General features: G+C 68.1%; 34 protein-coding genes, 2 tRNA genes and 1 pseudogene. 27 read left to right on the top strand and 10 right to left on the bottom strand.

From position 1 onward, the window contains the following. The first annotated feature begins 155 nt into the window (after positions 1-155). Positions 156-413, top strand: coding sequence for a hypothetical protein (locus tag IMZ11_RS02935; RefSeq protein ID WP_228637350.1), 258 nt, complete (start codon positions 156-158; stop codon positions 411-413). Positions 414-444: 31 nt separating this feature from the next. Here the strand turns inward: IMZ11_RS02935 and IMZ11_RS02930 are convergent. Beyond that, positions 445-517, bottom strand: a tRNA-Arg gene (locus IMZ11_RS02930). Between the two features lie 195 nt (positions 518-712). Here IMZ11_RS02930 and IMZ11_RS02925 point away from each other — a divergent pair. The 4 genes from IMZ11_RS02925 to IMZ11_RS02910 all read left to right on the top strand — a co-directional run bounded on the left by IMZ11_RS02925 (position 713) and on the right by IMZ11_RS02910 (position 4074). Next, positions 713-1108: a hypothetical protein gene (locus IMZ11_RS02925; RefSeq protein WP_228637349.1), complete on the top strand. Its 396-nt coding sequence runs from the start codon at positions 713-715 to the stop codon at positions 1106-1108. Between the two features lie 135 nt (positions 1109-1243). Then, complete coding sequence (locus tag IMZ11_RS02920; protein ID WP_228637348.1) at positions 1244-2293, top strand: D-alanyl-D-alanine carboxypeptidase family protein; 1050 nt, start codon at positions 1244-1246, stop codon at positions 2291-2293. 438 nt (positions 2294-2731) lie between these two features. Continuing rightward, positions 2732-3274, top strand: a complete 543-nt coding sequence (locus IMZ11_RS02915; protein WP_228637347.1) for a DUF2243 domain-containing protein — start codon at positions 2732-2734, stop codon at positions 3272-3274. Further along, complete coding sequence (locus tag IMZ11_RS02910) at positions 3271-4074, top strand: cytochrome c oxidase assembly protein (RefSeq protein ID WP_228637346.1); 804 nt, start codon at positions 3271-3273, stop codon at positions 4072-4074. The genes IMZ11_RS02915 and IMZ11_RS02910 overlap by 4 nt, the downstream gene beginning before the upstream one ends. Positions 4075-4211: 137 nt before the next feature. Here IMZ11_RS02910 and IMZ11_RS02905 read toward each other — a convergent pair whose 3' ends face one another. Together IMZ11_RS02905 and IMZ11_RS02900 are read right to left on the bottom strand one after the other, a co-directional pair. Beyond that, positions 4212-4805 (bottom strand): SAF domain-containing protein, encoded by a 594-nt coding sequence (locus IMZ11_RS02905; protein WP_228637345.1) that lies wholly within the window; start codon positions 4803-4805, stop codon positions 4212-4214. 4 nt (positions 4806-4809) lie between these two features. Next, positions 4810-5616, bottom strand: a complete 807-nt coding sequence (locus IMZ11_RS02900; protein ID WP_228637344.1) for an S-methyl-5'-thioadenosine phosphorylase — start codon at positions 5614-5616, stop codon at positions 4810-4812. A 312-nt stretch (positions 5617-5928) separates the two neighbouring features. On the opposite strand from IMZ11_RS02900, the gene IMZ11_RS46055 reads away from it, so the two are divergent. After that, complete coding sequence (locus IMZ11_RS46055) at positions 5929-6087, top strand: hypothetical protein (protein ID WP_308066733.1); 159 nt, start codon at positions 5929-5931, stop codon at positions 6085-6087. Positions 6088-6149: 62 nt separating this feature from the next. Here the strand turns inward: IMZ11_RS46055 and IMZ11_RS46050 are convergent. The 3 genes and pseudogenes from IMZ11_RS46050 to IMZ11_RS02885 form a co-directional block, all read right to left on the bottom strand. After that, positions 6150-6305 (bottom strand): annotated as a pseudogene (locus tag IMZ11_RS46050) (FmdB family zinc ribbon protein); the annotation flags it as partial. Positions 6306-6714: 409 nt separating this feature from the next. Continuing rightward, positions 6715-8223: a potassium/proton antiporter gene (locus IMZ11_RS02890; protein ID WP_228637342.1), complete on the bottom strand. Its 1509-nt coding sequence runs from the start codon at positions 8221-8223 to the stop codon at positions 6715-6717. 32 nt (positions 8224-8255) lie between these two features. After that, entirely contained in the window at positions 8256-8831 is a 576-nt protein-coding gene (locus IMZ11_RS02885) for a 5-formyltetrahydrofolate cyclo-ligase (protein ID WP_228637341.1), read from the bottom strand. 24 nt (positions 8832-8855) lie between these two features. On the opposite strand from IMZ11_RS02885, the gene galU reads away from it, so the two are divergent. The 7 genes from galU to IMZ11_RS02850 all read left to right on the top strand — a co-directional run bounded on the left by galU (position 8856) and on the right by IMZ11_RS02850 (position 13708). Next, complete coding sequence (gene galU, locus IMZ11_RS02880; RefSeq protein ID WP_061253052.1) at positions 8856-9761, top strand: UTP--glucose-1-phosphate uridylyltransferase GalU; 906 nt, start codon at positions 8856-8858, stop codon at positions 9759-9761. Between the two features lie 4 nt (positions 9762-9765). Continuing rightward, positions 9766-10950: a gephyrin-like molybdotransferase Glp gene (gene glp / locus IMZ11_RS02875; RefSeq protein WP_228637340.1), complete on the top strand. Its 1185-nt coding sequence runs from the start codon at positions 9766-9768 to the stop codon at positions 10948-10950. Continuing rightward, positions 10947-11420: a cyclic pyranopterin monophosphate synthase MoaC gene (gene moaC / locus IMZ11_RS02870; protein ID WP_061253054.1), complete on the top strand. Its 474-nt coding sequence runs from the start codon at positions 10947-10949 to the stop codon at positions 11418-11420. Before glp ends, moaC begins: the two co-directional genes overlap by 4 nt. After that, positions 11417-11893: a molybdenum cofactor biosynthesis protein B gene (locus IMZ11_RS02865; protein ID WP_228637339.1), complete on the top strand. Its 477-nt coding sequence runs from the start codon at positions 11417-11419 to the stop codon at positions 11891-11893. Before moaC ends, IMZ11_RS02865 begins: the two co-directional genes overlap by 4 nt. A gap of 55 nt (positions 11894-11948) precedes the next feature. Continuing rightward, positions 11949-12596 (top strand): GNAT family N-acetyltransferase, encoded by a 648-nt coding sequence (locus IMZ11_RS02860; protein ID WP_061253056.1) that lies wholly within the window; start codon positions 11949-11951, stop codon positions 12594-12596. Between the two features lie 176 nt (positions 12597-12772). Then, the gene (locus IMZ11_RS02855) at positions 12773-13585 is read left to right on the top strand and encodes a hypothetical protein (RefSeq protein ID WP_228637338.1); all 813 of its coding nucleotides are present in this window, start codon (positions 12773-12775) and stop codon (positions 13583-13585) included. A gap of 49 nt (positions 13586-13634) precedes the next feature. Then, a tRNA-Ala gene (locus IMZ11_RS02850) sits at positions 13635-13708 on the top strand. Positions 13709-13715: 7 nt separating this feature from the next. Here IMZ11_RS02850 and IMZ11_RS02845 read toward each other — a convergent pair. From IMZ11_RS02845 to IMZ11_RS02830, 4 genes are all read right to left on the bottom strand, one after another. Continuing rightward, entirely contained in the window at positions 13716-15281 is a 1566-nt protein-coding gene (locus tag IMZ11_RS02845; RefSeq protein WP_228637337.1) for a hypothetical protein, read from the bottom strand. Positions 15282-15315: 34 nt separating this feature from the next. Continuing rightward, complete coding sequence (locus IMZ11_RS02840) at positions 15316-16008, bottom strand: hypothetical protein (RefSeq protein ID WP_228637336.1); 693 nt, start codon at positions 16006-16008, stop codon at positions 15316-15318. Further along, positions 16005-16307: a hypothetical protein gene (locus IMZ11_RS02835; protein WP_228637335.1), complete on the bottom strand. Its 303-nt coding sequence runs from the start codon at positions 16305-16307 to the stop codon at positions 16005-16007. The genes IMZ11_RS02840 and IMZ11_RS02835 overlap by 4 nt, the downstream gene beginning before the upstream one ends. A 182-nt stretch (positions 16308-16489) precedes the next feature. Beyond that, positions 16490-17014: a hypothetical protein gene (locus IMZ11_RS02830; protein ID WP_228637334.1), complete on the bottom strand. Its 525-nt coding sequence runs from the start codon at positions 17012-17014 to the stop codon at positions 16490-16492. 178 nt (positions 17015-17192) lie between these two features. On the opposite strand from IMZ11_RS02830, the gene IMZ11_RS02825 reads away from it, so the two are divergent. The 14 genes from IMZ11_RS02825 (at position 17193) to IMZ11_RS02760 (ending at position 23657) form a co-directional block, all read left to right on the top strand. After that, complete coding sequence (locus IMZ11_RS02825) at positions 17193-17435, top strand: helix-turn-helix domain-containing protein (protein ID WP_228637333.1); 243 nt, start codon at positions 17193-17195, stop codon at positions 17433-17435. Next, entirely contained in the window at positions 17432-17764 is a 333-nt protein-coding gene (locus tag IMZ11_RS02820) for a helix-turn-helix domain-containing protein (protein WP_228637332.1), read from the top strand. Before IMZ11_RS02825 ends, IMZ11_RS02820 begins: the two co-directional genes overlap by 4 nt. A 237-nt stretch (positions 17765-18001) precedes the next feature. Next, positions 18002-18367, top strand: coding sequence for a hypothetical protein (locus IMZ11_RS02815; protein WP_228637331.1), 366 nt, complete (start codon positions 18002-18004; stop codon positions 18365-18367). After that, the gene (locus tag IMZ11_RS02810; RefSeq protein ID WP_228637330.1) at positions 18367-19122 is read left to right on the top strand and encodes a hypothetical protein; all 756 of its coding nucleotides are present in this window, start codon (positions 18367-18369) and stop codon (positions 19120-19122) included. Before IMZ11_RS02815 ends, IMZ11_RS02810 begins: the two co-directional genes overlap by 1 nt. Then, the gene (locus IMZ11_RS02805; protein WP_228637329.1) at positions 19119-19388 is read left to right on the top strand and encodes a hypothetical protein; all 270 of its coding nucleotides are present in this window, start codon (positions 19119-19121) and stop codon (positions 19386-19388) included. The genes IMZ11_RS02810 and IMZ11_RS02805 overlap by 4 nt, the downstream gene beginning before the upstream one ends. Further along, positions 19385-19675: a hypothetical protein gene (locus tag IMZ11_RS02800; RefSeq protein WP_228637328.1), complete on the top strand. Its 291-nt coding sequence runs from the start codon at positions 19385-19387 to the stop codon at positions 19673-19675. The genes IMZ11_RS02805 and IMZ11_RS02800 overlap by 4 nt, the downstream gene beginning before the upstream one ends. Next, the gene (locus IMZ11_RS02795) at positions 19672-19974 is read left to right on the top strand and encodes a hypothetical protein (protein WP_228637327.1); all 303 of its coding nucleotides are present in this window, start codon (positions 19672-19674) and stop codon (positions 19972-19974) included. The genes IMZ11_RS02800 and IMZ11_RS02795 overlap by 4 nt, the downstream gene beginning before the upstream one ends. Then, a complete protein-coding gene (locus tag IMZ11_RS02790) occupies positions 19971-20153 on the top strand; it encodes a hypothetical protein (protein WP_228637326.1) in 183 nt (60 codons plus the stop codon). Before IMZ11_RS02795 ends, IMZ11_RS02790 begins: the two co-directional genes overlap by 4 nt. After that, complete coding sequence (locus IMZ11_RS02785; protein ID WP_228637325.1) at positions 20150-20365, top strand: helix-turn-helix domain-containing protein; 216 nt, start codon at positions 20150-20152, stop codon at positions 20363-20365. Before IMZ11_RS02790 ends, IMZ11_RS02785 begins: the two co-directional genes overlap by 4 nt. Then, positions 20362-20832, top strand: coding sequence for an HNH endonuclease (locus tag IMZ11_RS02780; protein WP_228637324.1), 471 nt, complete (start codon positions 20362-20364; stop codon positions 20830-20832). Before IMZ11_RS02785 ends, IMZ11_RS02780 begins: the two co-directional genes overlap by 4 nt. Further along, positions 20832-22046, top strand: a complete 1215-nt coding sequence (locus IMZ11_RS02775) for a hypothetical protein (RefSeq protein WP_228637323.1) — start codon at positions 20832-20834, stop codon at positions 22044-22046. The genes IMZ11_RS02780 and IMZ11_RS02775 overlap by 1 nt, the downstream gene beginning before the upstream one ends. Continuing rightward, positions 22043-22477 carry a hypothetical protein gene (locus tag IMZ11_RS02770; protein ID WP_228637322.1) on the top strand — a complete coding sequence of 145 codons (435 nt, stop codon included), beginning with the start codon at positions 22043-22045 and terminating at the stop codon, positions 22475-22477. The genes IMZ11_RS02775 and IMZ11_RS02770 overlap by 4 nt, the downstream gene beginning before the upstream one ends. Next, the gene (locus IMZ11_RS02765; protein ID WP_228637321.1) at positions 22474-23070 is read left to right on the top strand and encodes a hypothetical protein; all 597 of its coding nucleotides are present in this window, start codon (positions 22474-22476) and stop codon (positions 23068-23070) included. The genes IMZ11_RS02770 and IMZ11_RS02765 overlap by 4 nt, the downstream gene beginning before the upstream one ends. Then, positions 23070-23657, top strand: coding sequence for a hypothetical protein (locus IMZ11_RS02760; RefSeq protein ID WP_228637320.1), 588 nt, complete (start codon positions 23070-23072; stop codon positions 23655-23657). Before IMZ11_RS02765 ends, IMZ11_RS02760 begins: the two co-directional genes overlap by 1 nt. Positions 23658-23765 lie beyond the last annotated feature (108 nt).

Raw genomic sequence — 23765 nt, 5'->3', positions numbered from 1 at the left:
GCTGTGGCTGAACGCCGGAGTCCCGGCTACCGAGGTGGCTGAGCGTGCCAGCCACAGCGTTGACGTGCTGCTGCGGGTTTACGCCAAGTGCATCGAAGGGCAGCAGGCGCGGGCCAACGGCAAGATCTCTGAAGCGCTCGACCAAGGCGCAGGAGTTGGCCGACCTCGAAGTGAACCGGCCCGGCCGCGACCAGCAGGTGGACGTGCTCCACAAGATTCCGATGCTCCAGGCGCGGCTCGCGGATTTGCCCGAAGCACTCCAACGAGAGCTGCTCTCCGCCTTCCAGCTGGAGATCCGCTACGACGCGGGTGTCGGCACGGCGCTGATCCGGATCACCTCGATGGCGACACGATCGGGGAAGCCGCGGCCATGGCGGAGCAACTTCCCGGGCACGAAAACAGGCACCTGCTGAATGCAAGTGCCTGCGCCGAAGATTTGGTGCGTGCCCCCGGCAGGATTCGAACCTGCGGCACCCGCTTTAGGAGAGCGGTGCTCTATCCCCTGAGCTACGGAGGCGAGACATGCCCTGTAAGCCTAGCGAAAGGTTGGCACCGCGTGCGCCGTTGGGGCGGATAAGTCGGCCGACTTCATGGTCATCACTGCCCTGACGGGCGGTAAAGCCCTGGCAAGCGGATGACCCGTCAGCAGCCTATCTGATTACCGTCACGCATTGTGACCATACGGCGACGCAGACTCCCTCGGGGTGCACACATGTTCGTCGCGGCGTTGCTCGCGCCGGCGTTGCTCGCCCTTGGCCTGCTCATCGGCGAACTCACGGGATACGGGGACTCGATCCGTGGCTCGTTCGGGGTGGCCGCACCACGGCAGGCGCCGCCGAAGGTGAACGATCACGTCCGGGCCCGTCCGGATCTGCTCTACCAGGCGCTCGTACCGCTGTACCAGGGGATGGTGCCGCGGCCCTTGATTCGTCGGCCCCATCACCTCCTGTCGCCGGAGCGGCCGGTAAGGAAAGTGTCACCGAGATCTCGGCCCAAGCGGCCCGCGCGGCGGGCGGAGCCCGGGACCCCGGCGTTCTCGTGCGCGCGGGAATGGCAGGACACCTGGTTGTGGGAGGCGTGTCAGGAGCGTGCGCGCCGGCCGGCCTGACCGCTTGACGCCCCGGACCCGGGCATTCATCCGGCTGTAGTAACGTGCGTCCCTGGCCCAGGTCATGAATTCGCAATGGAGGAGTCGATCGTGCCATGTCCTCGATCGGCGGGTCTGATCGCGGTTGTCATGGTGATGACTTCGCTCGTCGGTGGAGCCACCGCCGGCGCCGCTCACGGGGACACTGCGCCGCGCAACGCCTTGAGCGCCGTCCCGCTGAAGGCCCCGACGAACCTCACCGAGTTGCGGCGTGAGGCCCAGAAAGCGTTCAAGGGCATCGAGGACGCCAACCGAACGCTGAAGGCACGGCAGAAGCAGTTCGACGCCCTCCAGAAGCAGGTCGCCACCAAGCTGACCCAGCTCCAGGCCGCCAATCAGCAGCTGGCCAAGGTGCGCAGGCCCCTGTCCGAAATCGTCGAGTACGTCTACCAGGACCCCACGGCCAACGGCATGGGCGCGTTCTTCCCGACCGGTGACGGCACGCACCCCCTCCGCGCGCTCAGTGACGTGAACCACATGGTCGCCGGACAGAACAACGTCGTGTCCGACGCGGGGAAGCTCCTCCAGGAGCGAGAACGGCTGGCCACCGAGGCGCAGGAGCTACGTGCAGAGAACCTCCTGCAGGAGGCCCAACTGGACGCCGAGATCGACACGTTGCGCACGCGCTCGGCCGCTCTCGTCAAGTCACTCACCCGGGCGCTGGTCAAGCTGGGCGTCAAGGTCAACGCCAACAACCGTGGCACGGGAGCCTGCGACCCCACGCGGGTCGACCTCGCGGCGCAGTTCCCCAACGGCCTGTTGCCGAGGGGCTATCTCTGCCCGCTTCCCCAGAAGGGCGAGGAACTGCGTGCCGACGCGGCGATCGCGTTCGCCGATCTCAATGTCGCCTACAAGCAGCGATTCGGCACGCCCATCTGCATCTCCGACAGTTACCGCAGCCTCTCGGAACAGCAGGCCGTCTACTACCAGCGTCCCGGGCTGGCGGCGACCCCGGGCAAGAGCAACCACGGTCTCGGCATGGCCGTCGATCTCTGCGGGGGTGTGCAGATCTTCCGGTCCGCGCAGTTCAACTGGCTTGAGGCCAACTCGAAGCGCTACGGCTTCATCCACCCCGACTGGGCCTACAGCAGCCCGTTCGAGCCGTGGCACTGGGAGTACGACCCCAAGGTGGGTTCGCTCCTCTGAGGAGCCCGTCCATCTGATCCCGCACCCGCAGGCCAGAGTCCGCGCCGTCTGATCCTTTACAGCTGACATGGAGCCGTCTGGCCCAGAAATGGGGTGGGTCCCGGCACGTCACCGGCTTCCGTGCCGGAGGCATGTCCTGCCGGTGCCGCGGACGGCCGGCTCCGATCGTGTACGGCGGTCGCCACCGGGATCGTGCGCGACCGATTCGCCGACGGTCGATCACGGGGGATGACGGCGTTTCCTGCGCTCTGATCTGCGGTTTCCCGGCTTAGCATCGGATCCTGTCCGGGTGCCTTCCCGATCCCGTGGACGTCCGGCCGCCGCCTTGGTCCTTCGGCTGGACGCGCCGGTCGACATGCCCCGCGCAGTGGACGACGAACAGGCCGAGAGCCGGCGCACTCCTTGGGACAGACGCCGGTGTGACCGCAGGAGAGGCTCATGATGGGGATCAGAGCGGCCCGACCGGCCGACGTGACAGGGGACATCGCCCTGCCGGGAGTGATCCTCGGTGTGGGACTCGGTGGGTTCGTGGACGGCATCATGCTTCACCAGGTGTTGCAGTGGCACCACATGTTGAGCAGCACCGACAGCGACAACATCGGCGTACGCTACTACCCCGCGGACACCGTTCCCGGGCTGCGGATGAACACCCTGTGGGACGGGTTCTTCCACGTGTTCACCTGGACGGCGGTGCTGGTGGGCCTGGCTATGCTGTACTCGCGGATGTCCCACCGCCGGAGCGGCGTCTGGACTTCGCGTGGACTGTGGGGCTGGATCCTGGTCGGCTGGGGGCTGTTCAACCTCGTCGAAGGCGTCATCGACCATCACATCCTCGGCATTCACCACGTGCGCGGCGGGCCGTACCAGACCTGGTGGGACGTGGGGTTCCTCGTGCTGGGAGCGTTGCTCGTGGCCGGAGGGTGGCTGCTGCAACGCGGGTCGGTACGCCTTCACACTGAGCCGGACGGCTCGGCCGCATGACCTTCGTCGCTCACGAGGGCCATGGTGGTGTGATCGCGTCGGCTCCGCAGGCGGTGGCGGTCGCTCTCCTGCTCGGCGGATATCTCGTGCTCGCCGGACGCGTACGGCATGAGCCGAGGGGATGGAGCCGGTGGCGTACGGCGAGCTTCGCCACCGGTTGCGCACTGCTCATGGTGGCGGTGCTCCCGCCCATCGGCACCTTCGCCGACACTGATCTCCGTGGGCACATGCTGCAACATCTGCTCATCGGCATGCTGGTCCCGACCGCTCTCGTGCTGGGGGCACCGCTGACCTTGCTGCTGCGGTCGCTTCCGCCGCGGCACAGGCGCCATGTCGCGAAGGTTCTCCGCAGTCGCGTTCTGCACGTGGTCGTCAATCCGTGGCTCGTGCTGGTGCTCAACATAGGTGGCATGGCCGCGGTGTATTTCACCCCGGTGTATCGGCTGGTCGCCGGAGGCCAGGTCTCGCATCATCTCGTGCACCTCCACTTTCTGCTGGCCGGCTATCTGTTCGCTTGGGTCATCGCGGGACCGGATCCCGCGCCTCGACGCCCGTCCGTCAAGACACGGCTTGTCGTGCTGGGGGTGGCGATCACGTCACATGCCACGCTGGCCCAGTTCATGTACGCCGGGCTCTTCGTCGACGCACGGGTGCCCGTGACGGGGCTGCGGGGGGCCGCCGAGATCATGTATTACGGCGGAGACATCGCGGAGTTGTTGCTGGCCATGGCCCTGCTGACGACCTGGCGTCCGGTGTCGAGAAGATCACGACAGCCCGCGCCCACCGCAGCCACTTCGTAGGCGGGCACTGTCGAAAGGTGCGGCAGGCGTTCCCTCCTTGGCCCATCTCCTGATGGGCCGCCCCTCGGTGATCTTTGTCGAACTGATCTGCGCCGAACTGATCTGCGCCGAATCGTGATCCGGCGCCATGAGGGGCGCTAGTGCGGGTGGATGGTCACGGAGAGACGGCTGGCGGACTGGGCGCGGGCCAGCGCGGTCGCCTGTTCACTCGTGGTGGCGAGGACAAGGAGCGCGCCCTCGACGGCCCCTGCCGCCGGTCTGGTCACGACGGTGACCTGCCGGGCGACGGTGACCGCCTGAGGAGCGGCTTCCTGTCCGAAGGCGGCGAGGACGTCGACCACGTCACCCGGCGAGAGCAGAGTGGCCGCGTCCGCGTCGGCGAGCCGCACGGGGGTCGCCACCAGGCCGGAGCCCAGGGTCGACAGGAATCCCCGCCCGAGCAGTCGGGCGTCCGTGAGCAGTTCGCCCCGGCGCACCGGACCGGACAGGACCCTGCCGACGACCGAGGCTCTCTCATCGAACGCGCCGTCGGGAACCGCGTCCGGCGGCAGCCGTACGACGGTGACGTCCTGCGCGGACACGCGACCGCCGGACAGGTCGCGAGCCGCGGCGAGAACGGCGACGCCGGACGGCTGCCGCACGGACAGCAGCGCACACGCCACCGCGGTGGCGGCGAGGAGCGCGGCGATGAGGCGGCGGTGACGGGCGAGCGGACGGCTCAGCGCGCGCATGCGCTCAAGGAAGCTCGAACGGGAGCGGGATGCCGTCGAGGACGCTGCCGCAGGAGCAGGAGCGCTCGGACGGAAGGGCGGCCACGACCCGCCCGATGAGGGAGCGCATCCGCTCGACGTTGGCGGCGAAGACGGCCAGGACCTCTTCGTGGGTGACGCCCTCGCCCGCCACCACCCCGGCGTCGTGGTCGGTCACCAGGGAGATCTGCGTGTAGCAGAGGGCCAGCTCGCGGGCGAGCACGGCCTCGGGCAGCGCCGTCATGCCGATGATCGACCAGCCGGCTCCCGCGTACCACTGCGACTCGGCCCTGGTGGAGAAGCGGGGACCCTCGATCACCACGAGCGCGCCGCCGTCGACGGGGAGCCACCCTTCCTCGCGGGCGGCGCTCAGCGCGACACCGCGCCCGGAGGGGCAGTAGGGATCGGAGAAGGAGACGTGAACGGCGCAGCCGGAGTCGTAGTAGGTCTGCTCCCGGCTCGTCGTCCGGTCCACGAGCTGGTCGGGGATCACCAGGGTGCCCGGGCCGTACTCGACGCGGAGAGAGCCGACGGCGCATGGGGCGAGCACCTGGCGGACGCCGAGTGAACGCAGCGCCCACATGTTGGCGCGATAGGGAATGCGATGGGGCGGATGCTCGTGACCACGCCCGTGCCGGGGGAGGAACGCCACAGAGCGGCCGCCGATGCGGCCCAGCGTGATCGTGTCGCTGGGCGGGCCGTACGGCGTGGAGACCTGGACCTCTTCGGCGTCGTCGAGCAGCGAGTAGAACCCTGAACCGCCGATGACACCGATGTCTGCGCGAGTGACCATGGGCAGACCCTAGCGAAAGCCCGAGGGGATGGATCTCGGCCCTGTGGATAACTTTTCGCCGCCGACCGCGCGACTGCTCCGTGTCCGATCTGAGGCGGCCTGGCTCGGGCGCGTTCCCGATCGACCCGTTCCCGATCGACCCGTTCCCGATCGACTCGGTCCGCTCGCGGCCCGAGGCCGGTTCGGGCGGTGCGGTTCGCGCGGGCCGGTCGACCTGGGCGGCCTGGTCTTGGGCGGCCCGGTCCTGGGCAGGCCCCTCCGTCCGCGCCCGGTGCGGCCCGGCCGAGCCGGGCCGGGGGCTACGCCGCGGAGGTGGACGACGCGGTCGTCGAACTCGCCGCCGGGGTGCTGCTGCTGGTGGACTCGGTCTTCGCCGGAGCCGGAGTGGAGTCGGTCTTCGCCGAGTCGCCGGACGTCGAGGTCGAGCTCGTCGACTTCGACGAGTTCGAGGACCGGTTGTCGGTGCGGTAGAAACCGGATCCCTTGAACACGATGCCGACCGCGGAGAACACCTTGCGCAGCTTGCCGGTGCATTGCGGACAGTCGGTGAGCGGGGCGTCAGAGAACTTCTGGACGGCCTCCAGCTGCTCACCGCAAGCGGTACAGGCGTACTGGTAGGTGGGCACGCGCTCCTCCTGAAACTGGCACTCGACCGGTGCGACTGCTAATGGTACGCAGCCGACAAGCATAAACGCTACTCAGGCCCTGTTTATTGCGTACCCTCGGCCGGCGCACCCTTCCGACGTGCCGGAACGCCTGTGCCACAGGCCCGAGCGCCCCAAGCGCACGTGCCCCGCCGTCCCTCGCGCGTGATCGGGGTGTCGCTCTGCAAGAGGCGCCGCTGCCACATTCCGGAACGCGTACCGTTCACATAGTGGGACGCCGCAGACGGGCCACGGAACGCTCGCCCCGCCCCGTGGCCGGCGTCGACCCGCGTGAATATCGGCCTCGCGGTGAACACGCCCCGCCGTGAACCCCCGCCGTGAACGCCCCCCGCAGTGAACCCCCGCAGTGAACGACCCTCCGCACTGAACGCCGTGCCGGACTGCGCGTCGCCTCGCACTGCGCCTCGCACGCACGTCGCTCGTGGCTGCTTCTTCAGGTGAGGCCGCGTTCGCCGTACCAGCCGGCCAGCTTGCCCTTGCGGCTCACGGCGCGCAGGCGCTGTTCGACGACCTGCCGCTGCGCGGCCGTGGTGACCACGAGCAACTGGTCCTCGGCCTGCAACTTGGTGGTCTCCGAGGGGACGAAGGAACGCCCGTCGCGCACGATCATCGTCACCGCGGCGTTCGCGGGGAGCCGCAGCTCGAAGATCTCCACACCGTTCATGAGGGACCCGGGAGGGATCCGCACCTGCAGCAGGTCCGCCTTCAGCTCCTCCAGTGGCGCGGCCTCGACGTCGAGGTCCCGGGCCTCTCCCTCGGCGCTGATCCCGAGCAGCCGAGCGAGGAACGGCAGGGTCGGGCCCTGCACCAGCGTGAAGACGATCACGATGATGAAGACCTCGTTGAACACGCCCTTGGCTCCCATCATGCCGTCCGCCCACGGGATCGTGGCCAGGACGATGGGAACCGCGCCGCGCAGGCCGGCCCAGGAGAGGAACACCTGTTCTCGCCAGGAGATCCGGTCGATACGCGTGAGCCGTAGGAGAAGCGCGCAGACGGCGACGGAGAGTGGGCGGGCGAGCAGCACGAGGACCACGCCGGCCAGCAGACCAGGGACGATCGCGTTCGGGAGCTCCGACGGGCTGGCGAGCATGCCGAGCATGACGAAGAGGCCGATCTGCGCCAGCCAGGCGGCGCCCTCCGCGAACCCCCGGGTGGCCGAACGGTGCGGCAACCGGCTGTTTCCGATGATCAGCGTCGCGAGGTAGACGGCGAGGAAGCCGCTCGCGTGGAGTTGCACTGCCCCGGTGTACGCGAGGAACGCGACGGCCATCACGGCGATCGGATAGAGACCTGAGGCGGGCAATGCGACCCTGCGCAGCAGGTACGCCGCCAGGGGCCCGATCGCCAACCCGACCACGGCGCCCACGGCCAGCTCGTACGTGGAGTTGACCAGGATGTCCCACGTCGACGGCATGGGCGCGGTGGGCAGGCTCAGCATCGTCACGACGATCACGGTCGGCGCGTCGTTGAAGCCCGACTCCGCCTCCAGGACGCCTGCGAGCCGTGGAGGCAGCGGAAGCCGTCGCAGCACGGAGAACACGGCCGCCGCGTCGGTCGAGGCGAGCACGGCTCCGAGCAGCAGCGACATCCGCCAGTCGAGGTCGAGCAGGCCCTGTACGGCGACCGCGAACGCGATGATGCTGACCGCGACACCGACCGTGGCCATGACCAGAGCCGCGGGCACGGCACGCCGTACGGACTGCCAGTTGGTCGTCAGACCGCCTTCGGCGAGGATCACGGCGAGCGCGACGAGACCGAGCTGCTGGGCGAGCGCCGCGTTCTCGAAGTGGATGTGCGCGAATCCCGACTCTCCGACCAGTAGGCCGAGGCCGAGGTAGATCAGGAGGCTGGGCAGGCCGGTGCGGTGGGCGATGCGGACCGAGACGATTGCCGTGATGACGATGATGGCGGACAGGAGCAGCCATACATTCAGCCCCACCTGCCCCCCTTTCGAGCTCTACGGCAGTCTCATCACATTTGTCGCAATCGAATAATACCGGTCGGTAAAGCCCCAAATGCGACACGCTGATCGTGAGACTCGGTCGGAATGTCCTCGATCAGCTCCCCTTCGTGCAACAGTGCCACCGTGGGGACGTTGGGACCCACTCTGGCGAGTGCGCGGTCATAGGACCCGCCGCCACGCCCGAGCCGGACCCCCGTCGAGGCGTCCACCGCGAGCGCGGGGACGATGACCAGCGCGGCGGTCCTGATCGCGTCCACGCCGCGTCGCGTGTCCACCGGCTCCATGATCCCGTAAGGGCCGGGGGTGAGGGAGTCCGGACCGTCGTACACCGCCCAGTCGAGATCATGGTCCGGCTGGAGCACCGGGAGCATGACCGTCGTCCCGTGCTTCCAGAGCGCGAAGACCAGGCCGTGGGTCGACGGCTCCGAGCCGATCGACCAGTAACACGCGACCAGCCCGGCCATCTGTACCCAGGGCTGCTCGAGGAGGTGCTCCCGGATGGCGGCGGATGACTCGCGCAGGACCTTCTCATCGAGTCCTGACCGTGTGTTAAGAATCCGACGCCGCAGGTTCATCTTGTCCATAGCCTGCTCCATTAGTGTTCCACCATGGCTGACTTTGAGAACGTAACGAAAGCCGTTGTACCGGCGGCGGGTCTCGGTACCCGATTCCTGCCCGCGACCAAGGCGACTCCCAAGGAGATGCTGCCCATCGTCGACAAGCCGGCCATTCAGTATGTCGTCGAGGAGGCGGTTTCCGCCGGTCTGCTCGATGTTCTGATGGTGACCGGCCGTAACAAACGTTCGATCGAGGACCATTTCGACGTCGCCTATGAGCTCGAGGACGCGCTGCGCGCCAAGGGCGACGAGGAGCGCCTCTCGCAGGTCCAGGAGCCCGTCGACCTCGCCACCATGCACTACGTACGCCAGGGTGAGCCCAAGGGCCTCGGTCACGCCGTCCTGTGCGCCAAGCAGCACGTCGGCGACGAGCCGTTCGCCTGTCTGCTCGGCGACGACCTGATCGACCCCCGTGACCCGTTGCTCAAGCGCATGATCGAGGTACGCGCCACCTATGGCGGCAGCGTCATCGCCCTGATGGAGGTGCCGCGCGAGCAGGTCTCCCTGTACGGCGCGGCCGCCATCGAGGCGACCGACCAGGACGACGTGGTCCGCGTGACCGACCTGGTGGAGAAGCCGCCGGCCGACGAGGCGCCGTCCAACTGGGCCGTCATCGGCCGTTACGTGATCGACCCGGCCGTCTTCGAGGTCCTGGAGAACACTCCGCCCGGCCGTGGCGGCGAGATCCAGCTCACCGACGCCCTGCGCACGCTGGCCTCCCGCGGCACGAGCGAGGGCGGCCCGGTCCACGGCGTGCTGTTCCGCGGCCGCCGTTACGACACCGGAAACAAGCTCGACTACCTGCGCACGGTCGTCCAGTTCGCGGCCGGCCGCGAAGACCTGGCGCCCGAGTTCATCCCTTGGCTGAGGGAGTTCCTCGATCAGGCGGGATCCTAGAAGTATGAAATCGGTTGATCGGCACCTGACCGACATCCTCGCGACCGTGCAGCCGCTGGCCCCTCTTGAGGTCGACCTCGAGCGGGCGCACGGCACGGTGCTCGCCGAGGACGTCGCATCGCCAGTGGCGCTTCCCCCCTTCGACAACTCGGCCATGGACGGCTATGCCGTACGCGCGGCGGACGTGGCCGGCGCGCCGGTCGTGCTCCCGGTGATCGAGGACGTGGCGGCGGGGGACAGCGAGCTGCGCGCGATGGGGCCGGGCATGGTCACGCGCATCATGACCGGCGCGCCCGTGCCCGCGGGTGCCGACGCCGTCGTCCCGGTCGAGTGGACCGACGGCGGCACGGTCCGGGTCACCGTTCACCGGCCGGCCCCCGCGGGCAACGCCATCCGGCGCTCCGGTGAGGACGTGCACGCGGGTGAGATCGTGCTGCGCGAAGGCAGCGTGATCGGGCCGGCCCAGCTCGGCATCCTGGCCGGGGTCGGGCGCCGCCGCGTGCTGGTACGGCCCCGGCCCCGGGTCGTCGTGATCTCCACCGGAGCCGAGCTGGCCGAGCCGGGCACATCGCTGGGCCACGGCCAGATCTGGGAGTCCAACAGCTTCATGCTCGCGGCCGCCGTACAGGAGGCCGGGGGAGAGGTGTTCCGCGCCGGAGCCGTGACGGACGACCCGCAACGGTTCCTGAGCACGCTGGAGGCCCAGCTCGTCCGGGCCGACGCCGTGATCACCAGTGGCGGCGTCTCCATGGGCGCGTACGAACCGGTCAAGGAGGCCCTGGCCCCGCTCGGCAAGGTCGTCTTCGAGAAGGTCGCCATGCAGCCGGGGATGCCCCAGGGCTTCGGAGTGGTCGGCGACGACGACGTGCCGATCTTCACACTGCCCGGCAATCCGGTCTCGTCCTTCGTGTCGTTCGTGCTCTTCGTCGAACCGGCGCTGCGCAAGATGCGCGGCCTCCCCGAAGGGCCGCCCCGGACGGTGAGAGCGACCACCACGGCCTACCTGCGCTCCCCCGCGGGGAAACGGTCCTACCTGCGCGCCGTGCTGTCGGGGGACACGGTGGCCCCGGTCGTCGGGCAGGGGTCGCACCAGCTCGCCGCGCTCGCGTCAGCCAACTCCCTCGTCGTCGTGCCCGAAGAGGTGACCGAGCTCCCCGAGGGAGCCGAAGTGGAGGTGATCCCGCTGTGAGCGACGAACTGACGCACATCGACGAAACCGGCGCCGCCCGCATGGTGGACGTCTCAGCGAAGGACGTCAGCGTCCGTACGGCGACCGCCACCGGACGCGTCCTGCTCGCCGCCCCCGCCGTGGCTGCGCTCCGCGCCGGTGACGTGCCCAAGGGCGACGCCCTCGGCGTGGCCAGGATCGCCGGGATCATGGGCGCCAAGCGCACTCCCGACCTCATCCCGCTCTGCCATCCGATCGCAGTACAGGGCGTCGAGGTCGTGCTCGACGTCGTCGACACGGGCGTGGAGATCACCGCCCGGGTCAAGACCGCCGACCGCACCGGTGTCGAGATGGAGGCGCTGACCGCGGTCACGGTCGCGGCCCTGGCCCTGATCGACATGGTCAAGGCCGTCGATCCCGCGGCCGTCATCACGGGCGTGCGCGTCGAGGAGAAGACCGGCGGCAAGACCGGTGTCTGGACCCGTCCGTGAGAGCGCTCGTGATCACGGTGTCGAACCGCGCGTCCGCCGGGATCTACGAGGACACCTCGGGGCCGTTGCTGGCGCGGCTGCTCCTGGAGACCGGCTGCGACACCGTGGACGGCCCCAAGGTCGTCCCCGACGGCGAGCCGGTCGAGGCGGCCCTCCGGCAGGGGGTCGGCGACGGCTACGACGTCATCGTGACGACGGGCGGCACGGGCCTCACCCCCATGGATCTCACGCCCGAGATGACGCGCCGCGTCCTCGACCGTGAGATCCCCGGCATCGCGGAGGCCGTACGCCAGGTGAACAGGGAGAAGGTGCCCGCCTCGATCCTGTCCCGCGGGCTGGCCGGTCAGGCGGGATCCACCCTGATCGTCAACCTGCCCGGCTCCTCGGGCGGCGTACGTGACGGGATGGCGGTGCTCGCCCCGATCCTGGGGCACGCCGTCGACCAGATCCGGGGCGGTGACCACCGCAGATGACGGGGTTCGGGGACCGGCGTGGCGCGGCGGAGGACTTCCGGGAGATGATTGACGCGTGGATCGACTTCGCGGCTGGCCGGCGGCCCTGACCGAGGGGCCCGTCGGACTCCGGCCCCTGCGGCTGCGTGACGTCCGTGCCTGGCGGGAGACCCGGCTGCGCAACGCCGACTGGCTTCGGCCCTGGGAGCCGAGCAATCCCGAGACACCGCTGTTCAGGACCGGCCTCGGGCCGTACGTCTCGATGGTGGGCACGTTGCGGCGCGAGGCGCGACAGGGGCTCGCCCTGCCCTGGGTGGTCACCTACCAGGGAGCGTTCGCCGGGCAGCTCACTGTGGGCGCCGTCGTCTGGGGTTCCGCCCGGTCCGCCCAGGTCGGTTACTGGGTGGACGGCGCGCTCGCCGGGCGCGGCATCATCCCGACCGCGCTGGCCATGGCCGTCGACCACTGCTTCTTCACCACGGGACTGCACCGCCTGGAGGCGAACATCCGCCCGGAGAACCACGCGAGCCGCAGGGTGGTCGAAAAGCTCGGCTTCCGGGAGGAGGGCGTCCGCCGGCGCCAGCTCCACATCGACGGCGCCTGGCGCGACCACATCTGCTACGCGCTGACGGTCGAGGACGTCCCGCGCGGCCTCCTCGTCCAGTGGCGCCGCGCCCGCGAGGCGGCGGCGTCCAGGCGCACGGAGACGACCCCGGGACAGTGAGCGCTTCCCGGTGACTACGCACCGGGATCGAATTACATGAACAGCTTTGACGATCTCGCGACACACCGCATCGAATGCTCGTCAATCAGTGACACGCAGTCTTACGGTGCGTGACGTGAGCACATCTCAGACGCCCAGAGTCCGCAGGTGTGCTCGGCATCTCCGGAGGTGGTCGCATGGGTAGCGTCCTCCTCTACCTCGCCATCGTCGTCATGTGGCTCGGCGTCCTGCTGCCCATGTGGCTGCGCAGGGACAAGCACGCCATCGACGACCTTTACGAGGACGAGCCCGCAGAGCTCGCGGAGCCAGGGGAGCCTGCGGATTCCGCGGAGCCCGCGGCAGACGCGGACACGGTCGTCGAGAGTCCGCGTGCGGAGTCCTCGGAGGCTTCCGACGCTCCCCTCACGGTTCCGCTCACGGCTTCGCTCACGGCTCCGGTCGCGGAGCGCGAGGCCGAGAGGTCCGGCGGCGCCGCCAGGGCCACCGAATCCGCGTCGGGCGAGGGCGCGCCCGCCGAGAGAGGCGCCACAGGTAAGGCGGAGGGTGCCGAGTCCGCCTCGCCGACCGCCGCGGGAGCTCCTCGGGGCCCCGAGGACCGGGCGGCGCGCATGCGTCGCGCCGAGCGGAGGCGCCGGGCGATCATCGTCGCCCGTCGCCGCAGGAGGCTGCTCTGGAGCATCCTGCTCATCATCGCCTCCACCGTCACCGCCGCCGTCAGGGTCGTGCCCTGGTGGGCCGTCACGCCGTCGGCGGTCCTCCTCGTCGGGTACCTCGCCGTGCTCCGCGTCGCCGTACGCGTGGACGTGGAGCGGCGTGAGCTGGCCGCCAAGGCGCGGGCGGAGCGGATCGAGAGGCAGCGTGCGCGCCGTCGCGCCATCGAGGCCAAGGCGCGTGAGGCGGAGATCATCATGCTCGAGGCGCGCAAGCGGGTTCAGGTCTTCGACCAGTACTCCGACCAGTTCACCGACAGGCGGGCGGTCGGTGATTGATCAGATGGCGCGAGGAGCCTCGAATGTTTGCTAACCTAGTCGAGGCATTGGGGCTATAGCGCAGTCCGGTAGCGCACTTCGTTCGCATCGAAGGGGTCTGGGGTTCAAATCCCCATAGCTCCACTCCAGGTCAGAGGCCGTTCCCAGCTCGGGAGCGGCCTCTCGCTTTTGCGGCGATGTCCGGTTTTGGGAGCAGAATGGGAGTGGATCTCCGAGGGGTCGCACGTTGGAGGGCCCGCACGGACCTCGCCCGCTCGATCTGAGTGACATTGCCGCGCAGGGGCTCCAACATTTCATCCAGCAGCCGTACCGGAGATCGGGGCGGGATCCCGTACTCGCGGCTCCAGTGCCTCTCCAACTCCACACGTTCCACCAGGGACCGCTCTAGGCGCCGCTGAAGGCAATCCTTCAGCTCGTCCCTCATCGTGTCTGAGACGTGCGTGTAGTGGTCCCGCATCCCGCCGTCGCCGATATGGCCCATCCGCTCGTCCCGCAGGACATTAGGGATGCGATCTTCGGCCATCCACGTCTCATGGGAGTGCCTGAGGCCGTGCGGAGTGAGATCCCGCATGATCGGCAACCAGTTGACGATCGGCGCTTCAGGAGGCAGAGGGGAAACCCCGCGCCCCCTGGGATATGCCGCAGTGTTCGCCGGCCACGGAGGGGCGATAACCCGGCCGGGCCATCCGATGCTCACGTCTGCCAGCACCGGGGCCGCCGGCTGTGCGGCCTTGCCGCCGCGGGGCGCATACCAGCCGTCCGCGGCGGGGCGGAAGCTTCGGCGTGCGAAGTCCGACCGCCGCGCATGCCCGCCCTTGAGGCCTAGGAACACATACTCCCCGCCCGCACAGTACGGCTCTTCGGCTTCGGCTGGGCAGGTGCAGCGCGTCACCTTCTGTTCGGCCAGGTGCCGGGCGAGGAGCGTCTCCAGGAACGGCGGGACGTCGAGTTGCCTGATGCTGCCGTCCTTGGGGTGACCGCGGTAGAAGTAGCCGTTCAGCTCGTACAGCTTCCAGTCCAGGTCGATCACCTCGCCGTGCAGCGTCGAAGGGTCGAGGCCGACCGCTTCCGACCATCGGGCGCCCGTGTACGCGATGAACATCACCTTCACGAAGTCGGACTGATGGCCGCTGAGGACGGCTACTCGTTCGGCCACGAGGAGCGCTTCCAGCGGCGTGGCCCACGCCTTCCGCTTCTCCATGACCTTGGCGATCCGCCGTTCAGCCTTCTTTCCGGTTGCCCTTTTGCGCGCTGCCGGGTTGAACGGGATCCGGACCGGGACTGCCGCCGCCAGTGTCGTCCCGAACGTAGACCTCGCGTCTCTGGCCGTGCGTTTGGAGTAGCTGTGCACCCGAACGAGGTCCATCTCCCAGGCGGCGATCTCCTCTGCGGTGATCGAGGCCAGGCTCCGATCGCCGAAGAAGGGCAGAACGCATGCCTGCAGGAGAAAGCGGTAGTTCTCCAGGGTTGTGAGTTCAAGATCCAGTGTTGGGTACCAGATGTTGACCCACTCGGTGACCGTGATCTGCCCGGCCTTCGGGTCGATGTACCGGCCGGCGCGGATGGCGGCTTCCTGATCGTTGGCGTACTGCTCGGCGGCCCGTTTCGTCGAGAAGCCGGTCATCGACTCCAGTTTCCCGGCGGGGTTGTGCCAGCGTGCACGCCAGAGGGCGCCTCGTTTTTCGGCGTAGCCCACTACGCCTCCTGCGGGGGGTAGAGCATCAAGATCCTTAGGGGGTCGTCGTATCGCCCGCGTGCGCGGGCGTCGGCACTACTGTCGCGCCCGTAGGCGACGGTGTCCGGGTTTCGGAGCGTTCCACCACTGGAGTCAGTGAGATCCTCGCTCGGGGCCGCCGATGCATGCGGGGAGGCGAGGGCGGGATGATGCTCAACTGCATGGTGGACGGCTCCGGCGACGGCTCCGGCGACGGTGTTGATGTCGGCGTCGGGCTTGCGCTCGGTGACGAGGAAGCCGCATGGACGACCGCAGAGGGTCGCCGGAATGTCCACTGCACCCGCCCTGCGACATGGGCAACAGGGATAGGGCGGGGAGACGACGGCGATGCAACGCGCTCCAGCGCCGGCCGTTTGCCCATGTGAATCCTGACGGTCGACGGCAGCGGCTTATCGGGCATGATGACCATCTCCGCGCCGCTGGCTGTCCCCGCGGCAAGGACGGCGGCAGCGGCGAGGCCGGTGATGGGGTTGCCGCTCCATGCTCGCTGGATGGAGTCGACGAGCACTTGCAGGCCGGGGATCCACACGAGTAGGTGCTCGCGATACGCCTTGAGCCGGCCGATGGCTTTCCGGTCGGCGTCCATGTTGACGACGATGGTCGGCTCGGCGGGCTTGGCCTCGTAGGCGACTGCGTTGATTTGCGGGTCGATCTCTTCGCGCCTGTAGCGCATGATCTCCGCGGTCATGCCGCCTGGCCGAGGACGACGTTTTGGATGCAGTCCCAGGCGCGCTGTTCGGCGTCGTAGTCGATCCGCCCGTTGGGGTTGACCTCTACGGTCACGTCTAGGCCGCCGACTTGGAGGGCGACGATGCGGGGCGTTCCTGCTGGGGAGCGGAGGGCGATGAGGAGCGACTCCGGGGGTCCGTTGTGTATGGCGGCGACAATCTGGGCAAGCGCGCCGTCGCCGAGCCTGCGGGTGTAGCTGAGTGCGCGTTCGATGAGGGCGTCAAGAGCGTCGGACTGGTTAGACAGGGGCCGTGGCATCACGCCTCCTTGCGGATTCTGCGGATGTTCTGCGCCCTGGGAGAGGGGTTTCTGAGTCTGGCTCATGTGCGCCGGAAGGTCTATAACGCAACCGCCTAAATTGCCGACCGTTACCTTGCCGCAACTCTCAGTGTGCGGTTTGTGGGGGTTGAGTCCGATTTCCCGAGAGTGGTTTAAGCCTGTCAGGCGCTCTCTCGGCCCTCCTGGTCCGCAGTGTCCTGGTCGCCCTGAACTGACAAGCGACGGAGGTCCTTGCGTAGTTGTGCGATCTCCCGGGACTGCTGCGCGATCGTCTCTGACTGCTCGGCGATCTTCTGGGCGATCTCCGTGTCGCGGGCGGCGAGGATCCGCTGGATCGCCTCCATGCCGGCGTTGATTGCTGCTGTGGTGGGGTCAACGGCGAGAGGGGTGCTGCTTTTCTCTGCGCGAGCCGGTTCGTCGTGTTGGGCGGTGAGCGGCGTGGGTGGCTGTCCGTTGCGTATTGCTTCGATGCTGCCCGATTCCCACTGAAGGGCCTTCTCTAGGCGGGCGAGAGCCATGTCCTCGTAGCCCTGCTGCTTCGCACCCTCGATCTTGCTGAGCATGCTCACTGACGGACCGCCGGCGGCGTGCACTTGAGGTTGCGTCATTTCGAGTTGGATGCGGCGGCGCTTCACCTCGCGGGCTACGCGCGCCCAGGCTTCGGGCGAGTCGTGGATCTCGTCCATCTGGGGCCAGCTCTCCTGATCGGTGGCGGGTCGCTCTTCCCTCTAGCGCCTTCCGACTCTAGACGCTCAGCGTTGTTTTGACGAGTTTTCCCTAGCGTTTCGTTGCTGGATCAAGTCAAAGGAAGCTCCAGCACGTTCGAGGTTGCTAGAACTAGTTTGAAGTAGTACGGTCCATTGCATGTCATTCCCTCAAACCGGCGAGACCGCCCAGGAGGTTAAGCAACTCCTGTTCACCGCAGATGAGGCTGCGCCGATCGTCTCTCTGACTGCCTACTGGCTGACCACTAACGCCCGCGCTGGCAAGATCCCGCACCGCCGGATCGGCAAGCTCTACCGCTGGGCGCGGGAGGATCTCGAAGCCATCAAGGCGATGTCCGCCACCCCGGCTAAGCGCAGATCGAAGCAGAAGGCCGCATCGTGACGGCGTCTCACGCCCCGATGCTCAACAAGGATGCCCTGGCCGCCCTCCTCGGGTGTGCCCCCAAGACGGTCGCCCGTAAGGCCAAGACCGGAGAGTGGCCAAGCCACAGTCCCGCCGGCGCCTACATGTTCACCGAGGACGACGTCGCCGAGATCTTCGAGCTGACGAGGACCAAGCCGCAGGCGCCTAAGGCGGAGCAGCCGAGCGCGCCCGCCCCCGCCGCTCCGAAGCCGCGTACCCGTCTCGCGGACCGTGTCGTCCGCCCGTTGCCGGGCTCCAACGTCGCGCCTCTGGTTCCCAAGCCCGTGACCCGAAGGAGGTCGGCGTGAGTGCTTTCAGTGATCCCGCTGAGTACGCGGTGTCCGGCCTGCTGGCCCGCCGCGAGGAGCTCGCTGAGCTCGACCGCGCCGACGACGGCGACGTTTCTGCCGCCTGAACGCATGTGGGGTCCAGCCGTTGCGCCGGCCGGACCCCTCACAACCCACCAACATCCCAAGATCAGAGAGGACTGGTGAGCCGTGACTTTGTCCACGGTAACTCATTCACCGCCTGAGACCGCTGGCGCGTTGAGCCGTCTGGCGGACGCGCTCGACGAGCTGACCCAGCCCCGCGTGTCCCCGCCCGACATGTACCAGGCCATGTGCGGTGTCGTCCCCACGTTCCAGGAGCGGCGGGAGGCTACGGCGGCTCTGGCCTCGTCTCTGCGGCATGTCGCGGGGTACGAGCGGTGGCTGTATCGCTGGACCGGCCCCCGCCCCCGTACGGAGGTCGTGGCCCTGGTTCGCAATGCCGCCGCCGAGCTGGACCCGCCGAGGTTCTGCAAGGTCGGCCACTGCACCCGCATGGCGACGACCTCGATCAGTGCTGACGGCTTCTTCCACATCTGCGACTCGTGCGCGGCCGACATCGACGTGCTCGCCGGGGGTGCCTGATGAGCCGCCAGGACATCGCGGAGCGCTTCCAGCGCGAGACCGCCAAGCACACCATGACCGTCCGGCACGACGAGGGCCTGTACCGGCATCTGCGGTTCCGGGACCCGAAGCACGGCATGTACTGGTTCGACCTCATCACAGTCCCGCACGCCCTGATCTTCCGGGGCGACGGCGAGTCCTTCGTCTTCGACCGCATGGATGACATGTTCGAGTTCTTCCGCAGCGGCATTTGGCGGGACGGCTCGGTCCACATCAACCCGGGCTACTGGGCGGAGAAGCTGACCTCCGACCGCGACAGCGTCAAGAAGTACGACCAAGGCCTCTTCGAGCAGACCGTCAAGGAGCACGTCGCCGAGGCGATCCTCGACAGGTCCGCACCGCGAGGGATCAGCCGGGCGATCAAGGAGCTGTTCGAGTACGGCGACATCACCTGGGAGGGCGGTGCGCGCCGGGCGCTGGAGGAGTTCGAGTACTGCACCTTCAAGGCGTCCTGCCTGTGCGGTGCCGAGGAGACGTTCACCGACGAGATCGACGCCGACCTGTGGGGGCATCGCCACGTTCGGGCGACTGACATCACGCACCGCATATCGGTGAAGCGGGGGGAGAGCTTCAGCTTCGAGGACACCTCCGAGTGGAGCTTCCGTGACTACGACTGGTGGTTCTTGTGGGCGCTCCACGGGATCGTGTGGGGCATCACCCAGTACGACGCCGCCAAGCGGGCTGATGCCGAGCAGGCTGAGGCGGTTGCCGGATGACCGCCCGCAAGCTGATCAACATCGAGGGCGAGCAGCGCCCGTACGACCAGGGCGAGTGGGTCGTCTACAACCCGCAGGGTGCCCCGAGCGGGTGCATGCGCCCGTCCGCCGCCTCCGCCGACGACCCGGTCAAGGCCGCCCGCGAGTTCTGGGAGTCCAGTGCTGAGGCTCTGGAGTACCTGACCAAGGGCTACCGGATCGAGCTGATGAGCCGGGAGCGGTGGCAGCGCGAGGTCTACCCGCAGCTGATGGGTGATGCCTCATGACCGCCCCTACCTATGACTGGCCGCTCGCTCTGAACGTCCCGGCGATGCGCTCCGCCCACTTGGGTGTGGTGGCTGAGGTGCTGGAGACGGCCGGCGACTTCGCCGAGGCCGACGTCCGCCAGCAGAACGCCAACGACTCCCGCCACCTGCTGGAGGGCTGGGTTCGCGCGCATGTCGCGTACGACCGGCCCGACCTTTCCGACGCCGAGGTCGACTACCGCGCCCGGCTCCTGACCGGCCGCATCATGTCCGCCGCCTACGCCCACGTGAGGGGAGAGGTCCGATGAGTACCGTCCTCGATTCGAGAGCGCTCACGCTCGACACGAGCCGAGGCATGTGGCAGGTCGAGGGCCGCGCAGGCGAGAACGTCATCCTGACGTTCCAGGCGGTCGGGCAGGACGCCGAGCAGCGCCGCCACTACGCCTACCGGCACGAGTTCGGCCGCTGGGTGCAGCTGTGGGGCGGGGGCCTTTGGGAGAACCGGCCCGGCCCGCAAATGCTCGCGAGGGCGACCGTCTCGAACACGCTCCACTACCGGCCGCTGCTTGAGCTGCTCACCGCGCTCCTCGTCAAGGAGGCGTCGTGAGGCCGGAAGTGAAGGTCTGGCGCAAGACCCGGCGTGACGCCCTCAAAGGCGTCCCAAAGGGCCGCCGGTCCACGCATCGCGCGGAGATCAACGAGCCGGTGCGCGGGTCCACGTGGACGCGCCGCCATCCCGGCGAGACCCCGGTGTGGATGCGTCGCTATCTGCGGGAGGCGTCGTGAGCGAGTGGATGAGCATCACGGACGCGGCGGCACGGCTCCGCCTCCACGACCGCCAGGTGCGCGAGCTCGTCATCGGCGGCGAACTCGCCGGTCGGCTGGTGCGTGACCGCTGGGAGGTGTCGCGGACCGCCGTCGAGCAGATGCGCGAGCAGGCCGATGCCGTCTTGGACGCCCACGACGAAACGCCCTACCACCAGGAGAAGAACCGTTGAGCGGCTTTACCTTCACGCCCGCCACCAAGGAGCAGGTGCCCGACCCGCGACGATCCAGGGTCCAATCGACCCCCGGCGTCGACCGCTTCATGAACAAGATCCGAATCAGCGATTCGGGTTGCTGGGATTGGACCGGAACCATCCAGAGCGCGGGATATGGCATGACGACCCTGCACGGCCGTCGGATGCTCTCGCACCGGGCGTCGCTGACGATCTGGGCGCCGGGCATGTCGCTCGACGGACTTCAGGTCGATCACCTGTGCCGCAACAAGACATGCGTCAATCCGTGGCATCTCGAGCCCGTCACCCAGGCAGAGAACCTGCGTCGTCAAGGTGAGGCAGTCACACACTGCCCGAGCGGCCACGAGTACACGCCTGAGAACACTTACCGGAGCCCGAAGCAGCCCAACTGTCGGCGCTGCCGGACGTGCGCTCGCGAGCGCCAGCTGAAGGGCGGTCGAGCCTGATGACGCTGAAGACGCGCAAGCCCACGGGGGCCGTGCCCTGGCCCCTGATCCTGATCGAGGGCGGCGAGAAGGCCGGAAAGAGCTGGGCGTGCGCCGAACTGTCGATCAGCGATCACGTCGGCGACATGTACTGGATCGACCTCGGTGAGGGCTCAGCCGACGAGTACGGAGCGATCCCAGGAGCGGACTACCAGATTGTCGAGCACGACGGCTCCTTTGCCGCCCTCTACTCGGCGGTCGAGGAAATCCACACCATCGCCGGCAAGACCGCGGCGAGAGGTGAGAAGCCCATCGTGCTCACACTCGACTCGAGCACCGCCGAGTGGGACCTGCTGAAGGACTGGGCTCACAACCGCGCGAAGGGCTCGCAGGCCAACCGCAAGAGACTCGCCGCCGACCCCCATGCCGAGATCGTCATCTCCCAGAACTACTGGAACGACGCCAACGGCCGGCACCGGAAGCTCATGAAGCTCCTGATGACGTTCCCCGGCATCGTCTTGCTCACGGCCCGCGGCAAGCAGATCTCGGCGATCGGCGAGAACGGCCAGCCAATCGAGGGCAAGAAGGAATACCGCGTCGAGGGACAGAAGAACCTCGCTTTCGACGCCACCGCGTGGATCCGCCTGTCGCGGGATGAACCTGCACTCGTCGTCGGCGCCCGGTCCGTCCACGCGGGAATCCGGCCAGGCCGTGACGAACCGAAGTCGCTCCCGGAGAACTGGACCCTCGAGTGGTTCATCTTCGAGGCGCTGAAGTGCGACCCCCGAAAGGCTCACGTTCGCGACCTGGTGGAGGCCAAGCCGGAGCGGACGCCAGAGCAGATCCGCGATGAGGCGCTGCTTCCCGCGACGAACTCCGAGCGGATGCGGGAGCTCTGGGAGGAAGCCAAGCAGTTCGGCTACGACGGCGTGACGATCGAGAACGAGGGCCGCCAGGAGGAACTGCTCTCGCAGTTCCTCGCCAGGCAGGGGGCAGCTCGTAAGGCTCTTGAGCCTGCCACAGAGCATCAGCGTGCCCGCATGGACGCCTTGTGGGAGCAGGCCGAACTCGAGGAAGACGAGCGGCTGAAGTTCGCCGCCGAGATTGTCGGTCACCCCATCACCTCGGAGTGGGAGCCCACCGGGGGCGAAGCCGACCAGGTCATCAAGCGCCTTGATGCCTTCATCCATCAAAACACCCCGCCCAATGAGGCCAAGACGGGAGCGGTGGCATGAGCGACGTCTTCGAGAAGGGCGACAACGGCTTCGAGTTCGTCAACGAGGATGCCGTCCTCACGCCCGCCGACACGGACCGCTTCCTGAAGCGCCTCAACAACGAGCTGGTCCGCGCGCAGATGGACATCCGTCGAGCCCGCAAGCAGAAGGCGGACTGCGACGAGGCGTACCAGCGGAAGAGGCTGCCACTGCTCATGTCGGAGGAGTGCCCGGATGTGGGGCGCGGCGCCGGCCAGGTGACGGTCGAGGAGCGCGACGCGTGGATCAACTCGCAGATCTATGGCGAGTACACGGCGCTGCGTAATGCCAAGGATGCGATGGAAGACGCGGTGGGCTACGGCTGGCTGGTCAAGGACCAGATCAGGGTCATGCAGTCGCTGAACAACAACGCCAAGGCGATCTACGACACGTACCGCGGCGGTGGCCGATGACCACTCCGAAGGTGCACGCGCTGAAGGTCGCCGCGGCGAAGGTCCTCGCTGGCATCGTCACCGAGGGCTACGAGCAGATCCGCAAGGACGCCGAACCCGTGTTCGCCGAGCTTCGGATCGAGACGGACGCCAAGTCGCTGTCTCCGTCTCTACCGGACGGGACCGAGTTGGGGACGATCTCCATCAAGGCGGGGCCGTCGAAGATGAAGTTCCGGATGTCGACCCTTGCGGCGATCGTCGCCAACGACGACCCGGAGATGTTCGAAGAGCGGCTGACCAGCGAGGCTGTCACGGACCCGGAGCTGCTCCAGTTCGTGCGCGATCACATGCCGCACCTGATGGAGCGCCGGATCAACGACAAGCACCTGAGGGTGCTGTTCAAGGCAACTGACGCCAACGGCCATCTGAAGGACGCTGCCGGTACGCCCATCCAGGTCGCCGATGTCACCCGGGGGGAGCCGACGGGAGAGTTCTCGTATCGGGCCAGCGTGGGGGCGCGCGAGGCTGTGTGGGCTGCCTGGCAGGCGGGGGAGCTTCAGCCGCTGATCGGTGACCTGCTGCGGCCTGCGCTTGAGACGGGTGAGGGCGAGTGATGCGCCGCACCGAGCTGACGCGGAAGACGTTCATGCCTCGCGGCAAGGGCTTCGCACGGCCGACGCCGGAGGACAAGCCCGCCGTTCGCAGGACTGCTGCCAAGGTGCGCGCGAAGTACACCGGCCCGTCCGCTGACGTGCGGAAGCTCGTCCGCGAGCGCGACGAGGACTCATGCGTCGTCTGCGGAGTCGTCGTCGCCGGCCGCCCGTGGTCGATTCACCACCGCCGTAACCGGGGCATGGGGGGATCTTCAGACCCTGGCGTGAACGCGGTGGAGAGCCTCCTGCTTGTTTGTGGGACGGGGACGACCGGCTGCCATGGGGTCATCACGGAGCGGCCGTGGGAGATCGACGCGGAGCGGAACGGCTGGGTGATCGGTCGGAATTCGATCGCCGATCCGGCTGGGGTGCCGGTGGTGGTGGCGTGGCTGGGGCCGTGCCTGCCGACGCGTGACGGGTCGTGGGTTCGGTGCGAGGAGATCCCTGCCGGTTGGCCGGACCCCTCGTACGGCTCGCCGTCGGATCTGGATGAGGCGGCGGAGCGGGCGTTCCTGGCCGCCGAGTGCGCGAATGAGGCGATCTGGTGAGGACCGTCGCCGCTGTCGTCGCCGCGTTCATGCTCGCCGCGGCCTGGCCGTCTCCGGGCCTTTCGCTGTCCGGATGGCGTGGCGGCCACGTGATCTACCAGCAGCCCT

This window comes from Microtetraspora sp. AC03309 (assembly GCF_020826795.1).
In the GTDB taxonomy this organism is placed as follows: domain Bacteria; phylum Actinomycetota; class Actinomycetes; order Streptosporangiales; family Streptosporangiaceae; genus Microtetraspora; species Microtetraspora glauca.
The sequence above is the reverse complement of the archived record's forward strand: the minus strand, read 5'-3'. Positions and strand labels throughout refer to the sequence as shown.

Coding starts and splice junctions, on each gene's coding strand:
- IMZ11_RS02925 (WP_228637349.1), top strand. CDS start 713: ATGTTCGTCGCGGCGTTGCTCGCGCCGGCGTTGCTCGCCCTTGGCCTG.
- IMZ11_RS02920 (WP_228637348.1), top strand. CDS start 1,244: ATGACTTCGCTCGTCGGTGGAGCCACCGCCGGCGCCGCTCACGGGGAC.
- IMZ11_RS02915 (WP_228637347.1), top strand. CDS start 2,732: ATGATGGGGATCAGAGCGGCCCGACCGGCCGACGTGACAGGGGACATC.
- IMZ11_RS02910 (WP_228637346.1), top strand. CDS start 3,271: ATGACCTTCGTCGCTCACGAGGGCCATGGTGGTGTGATCGCGTCGGCT.
- IMZ11_RS02905 (WP_228637345.1), bottom strand. CDS start 4,805: ATGCGCGCGCTGAGCCGTCCGCTCGCCCGTCACCGCCGCCTCATCGCC.
- IMZ11_RS02900 (WP_228637344.1), bottom strand. CDS start 5,616: ATGGTCACTCGCGCAGACATCGGTGTCATCGGCGGTTCAGGGTTCTAC.
- IMZ11_RS02885 (WP_228637341.1), bottom strand. CDS start 8,831: ATGGACAAGATGAACCTGCGGCGTCGGATTCTTAACACACGGTCAGGA.
- galU (WP_061253052.1), top strand. CDS start 8,856: ATGGCTGACTTTGAGAACGTAACGAAAGCCGTTGTACCGGCGGCGGGT.
- glp (WP_228637340.1), top strand. CDS start 9,766: ATGAAATCGGTTGATCGGCACCTGACCGACATCCTCGCGACCGTGCAG.
- IMZ11_RS02855 (WP_228637338.1), top strand. CDS start 12,773: ATGGGTAGCGTCCTCCTCTACCTCGCCATCGTCGTCATGTGGCTCGGC.
- IMZ11_RS02840 (WP_228637336.1), bottom strand. CDS start 16,008: ATGACCGCGGAGATCATGCGCTACAGGCGCGAAGAGATCGACCCGCAA.
- IMZ11_RS02835 (WP_228637335.1), bottom strand. CDS start 16,307: ATGCCACGGCCCCTGTCTAACCAGTCCGACGCTCTTGACGCCCTCATC.
- IMZ11_RS02830 (WP_228637334.1), bottom strand. CDS start 17,014: ATGGACGAGATCCACGACTCGCCCGAAGCCTGGGCGCGCGTAGCCCGC.
- IMZ11_RS02825 (WP_228637333.1), top strand. CDS start 17,193: ATGTCATTCCCTCAAACCGGCGAGACCGCCCAGGAGGTTAAGCAACTC.
- IMZ11_RS02810 (WP_228637330.1), top strand. CDS start 18,367: ATGAGCCGCCAGGACATCGCGGAGCGCTTCCAGCGCGAGACCGCCAAG.
- IMZ11_RS02805 (WP_228637329.1), top strand. CDS start 19,119: ATGACCGCCCGCAAGCTGATCAACATCGAGGGCGAGCAGCGCCCGTAC.
- IMZ11_RS02800 (WP_228637328.1), top strand. CDS start 19,385: ATGACCGCCCCTACCTATGACTGGCCGCTCGCTCTGAACGTCCCGGCG.
- IMZ11_RS02795 (WP_228637327.1), top strand. CDS start 19,672: ATGAGTACCGTCCTCGATTCGAGAGCGCTCACGCTCGACACGAGCCGA.
- IMZ11_RS02775 (WP_228637323.1), top strand. CDS start 20,832: ATGACGCTGAAGACGCGCAAGCCCACGGGGGCCGTGCCCTGGCCCCTG.
- IMZ11_RS02770 (WP_228637322.1), top strand. CDS start 22,043: ATGAGCGACGTCTTCGAGAAGGGCGACAACGGCTTCGAGTTCGTCAAC.
- IMZ11_RS02765 (WP_228637321.1), top strand. CDS start 22,474: ATGACCACTCCGAAGGTGCACGCGCTGAAGGTCGCCGCGGCGAAGGTC.
- IMZ11_RS02760 (WP_228637320.1), top strand. CDS start 23,070: ATGCGCCGCACCGAGCTGACGCGGAAGACGTTCATGCCTCGCGGCAAG.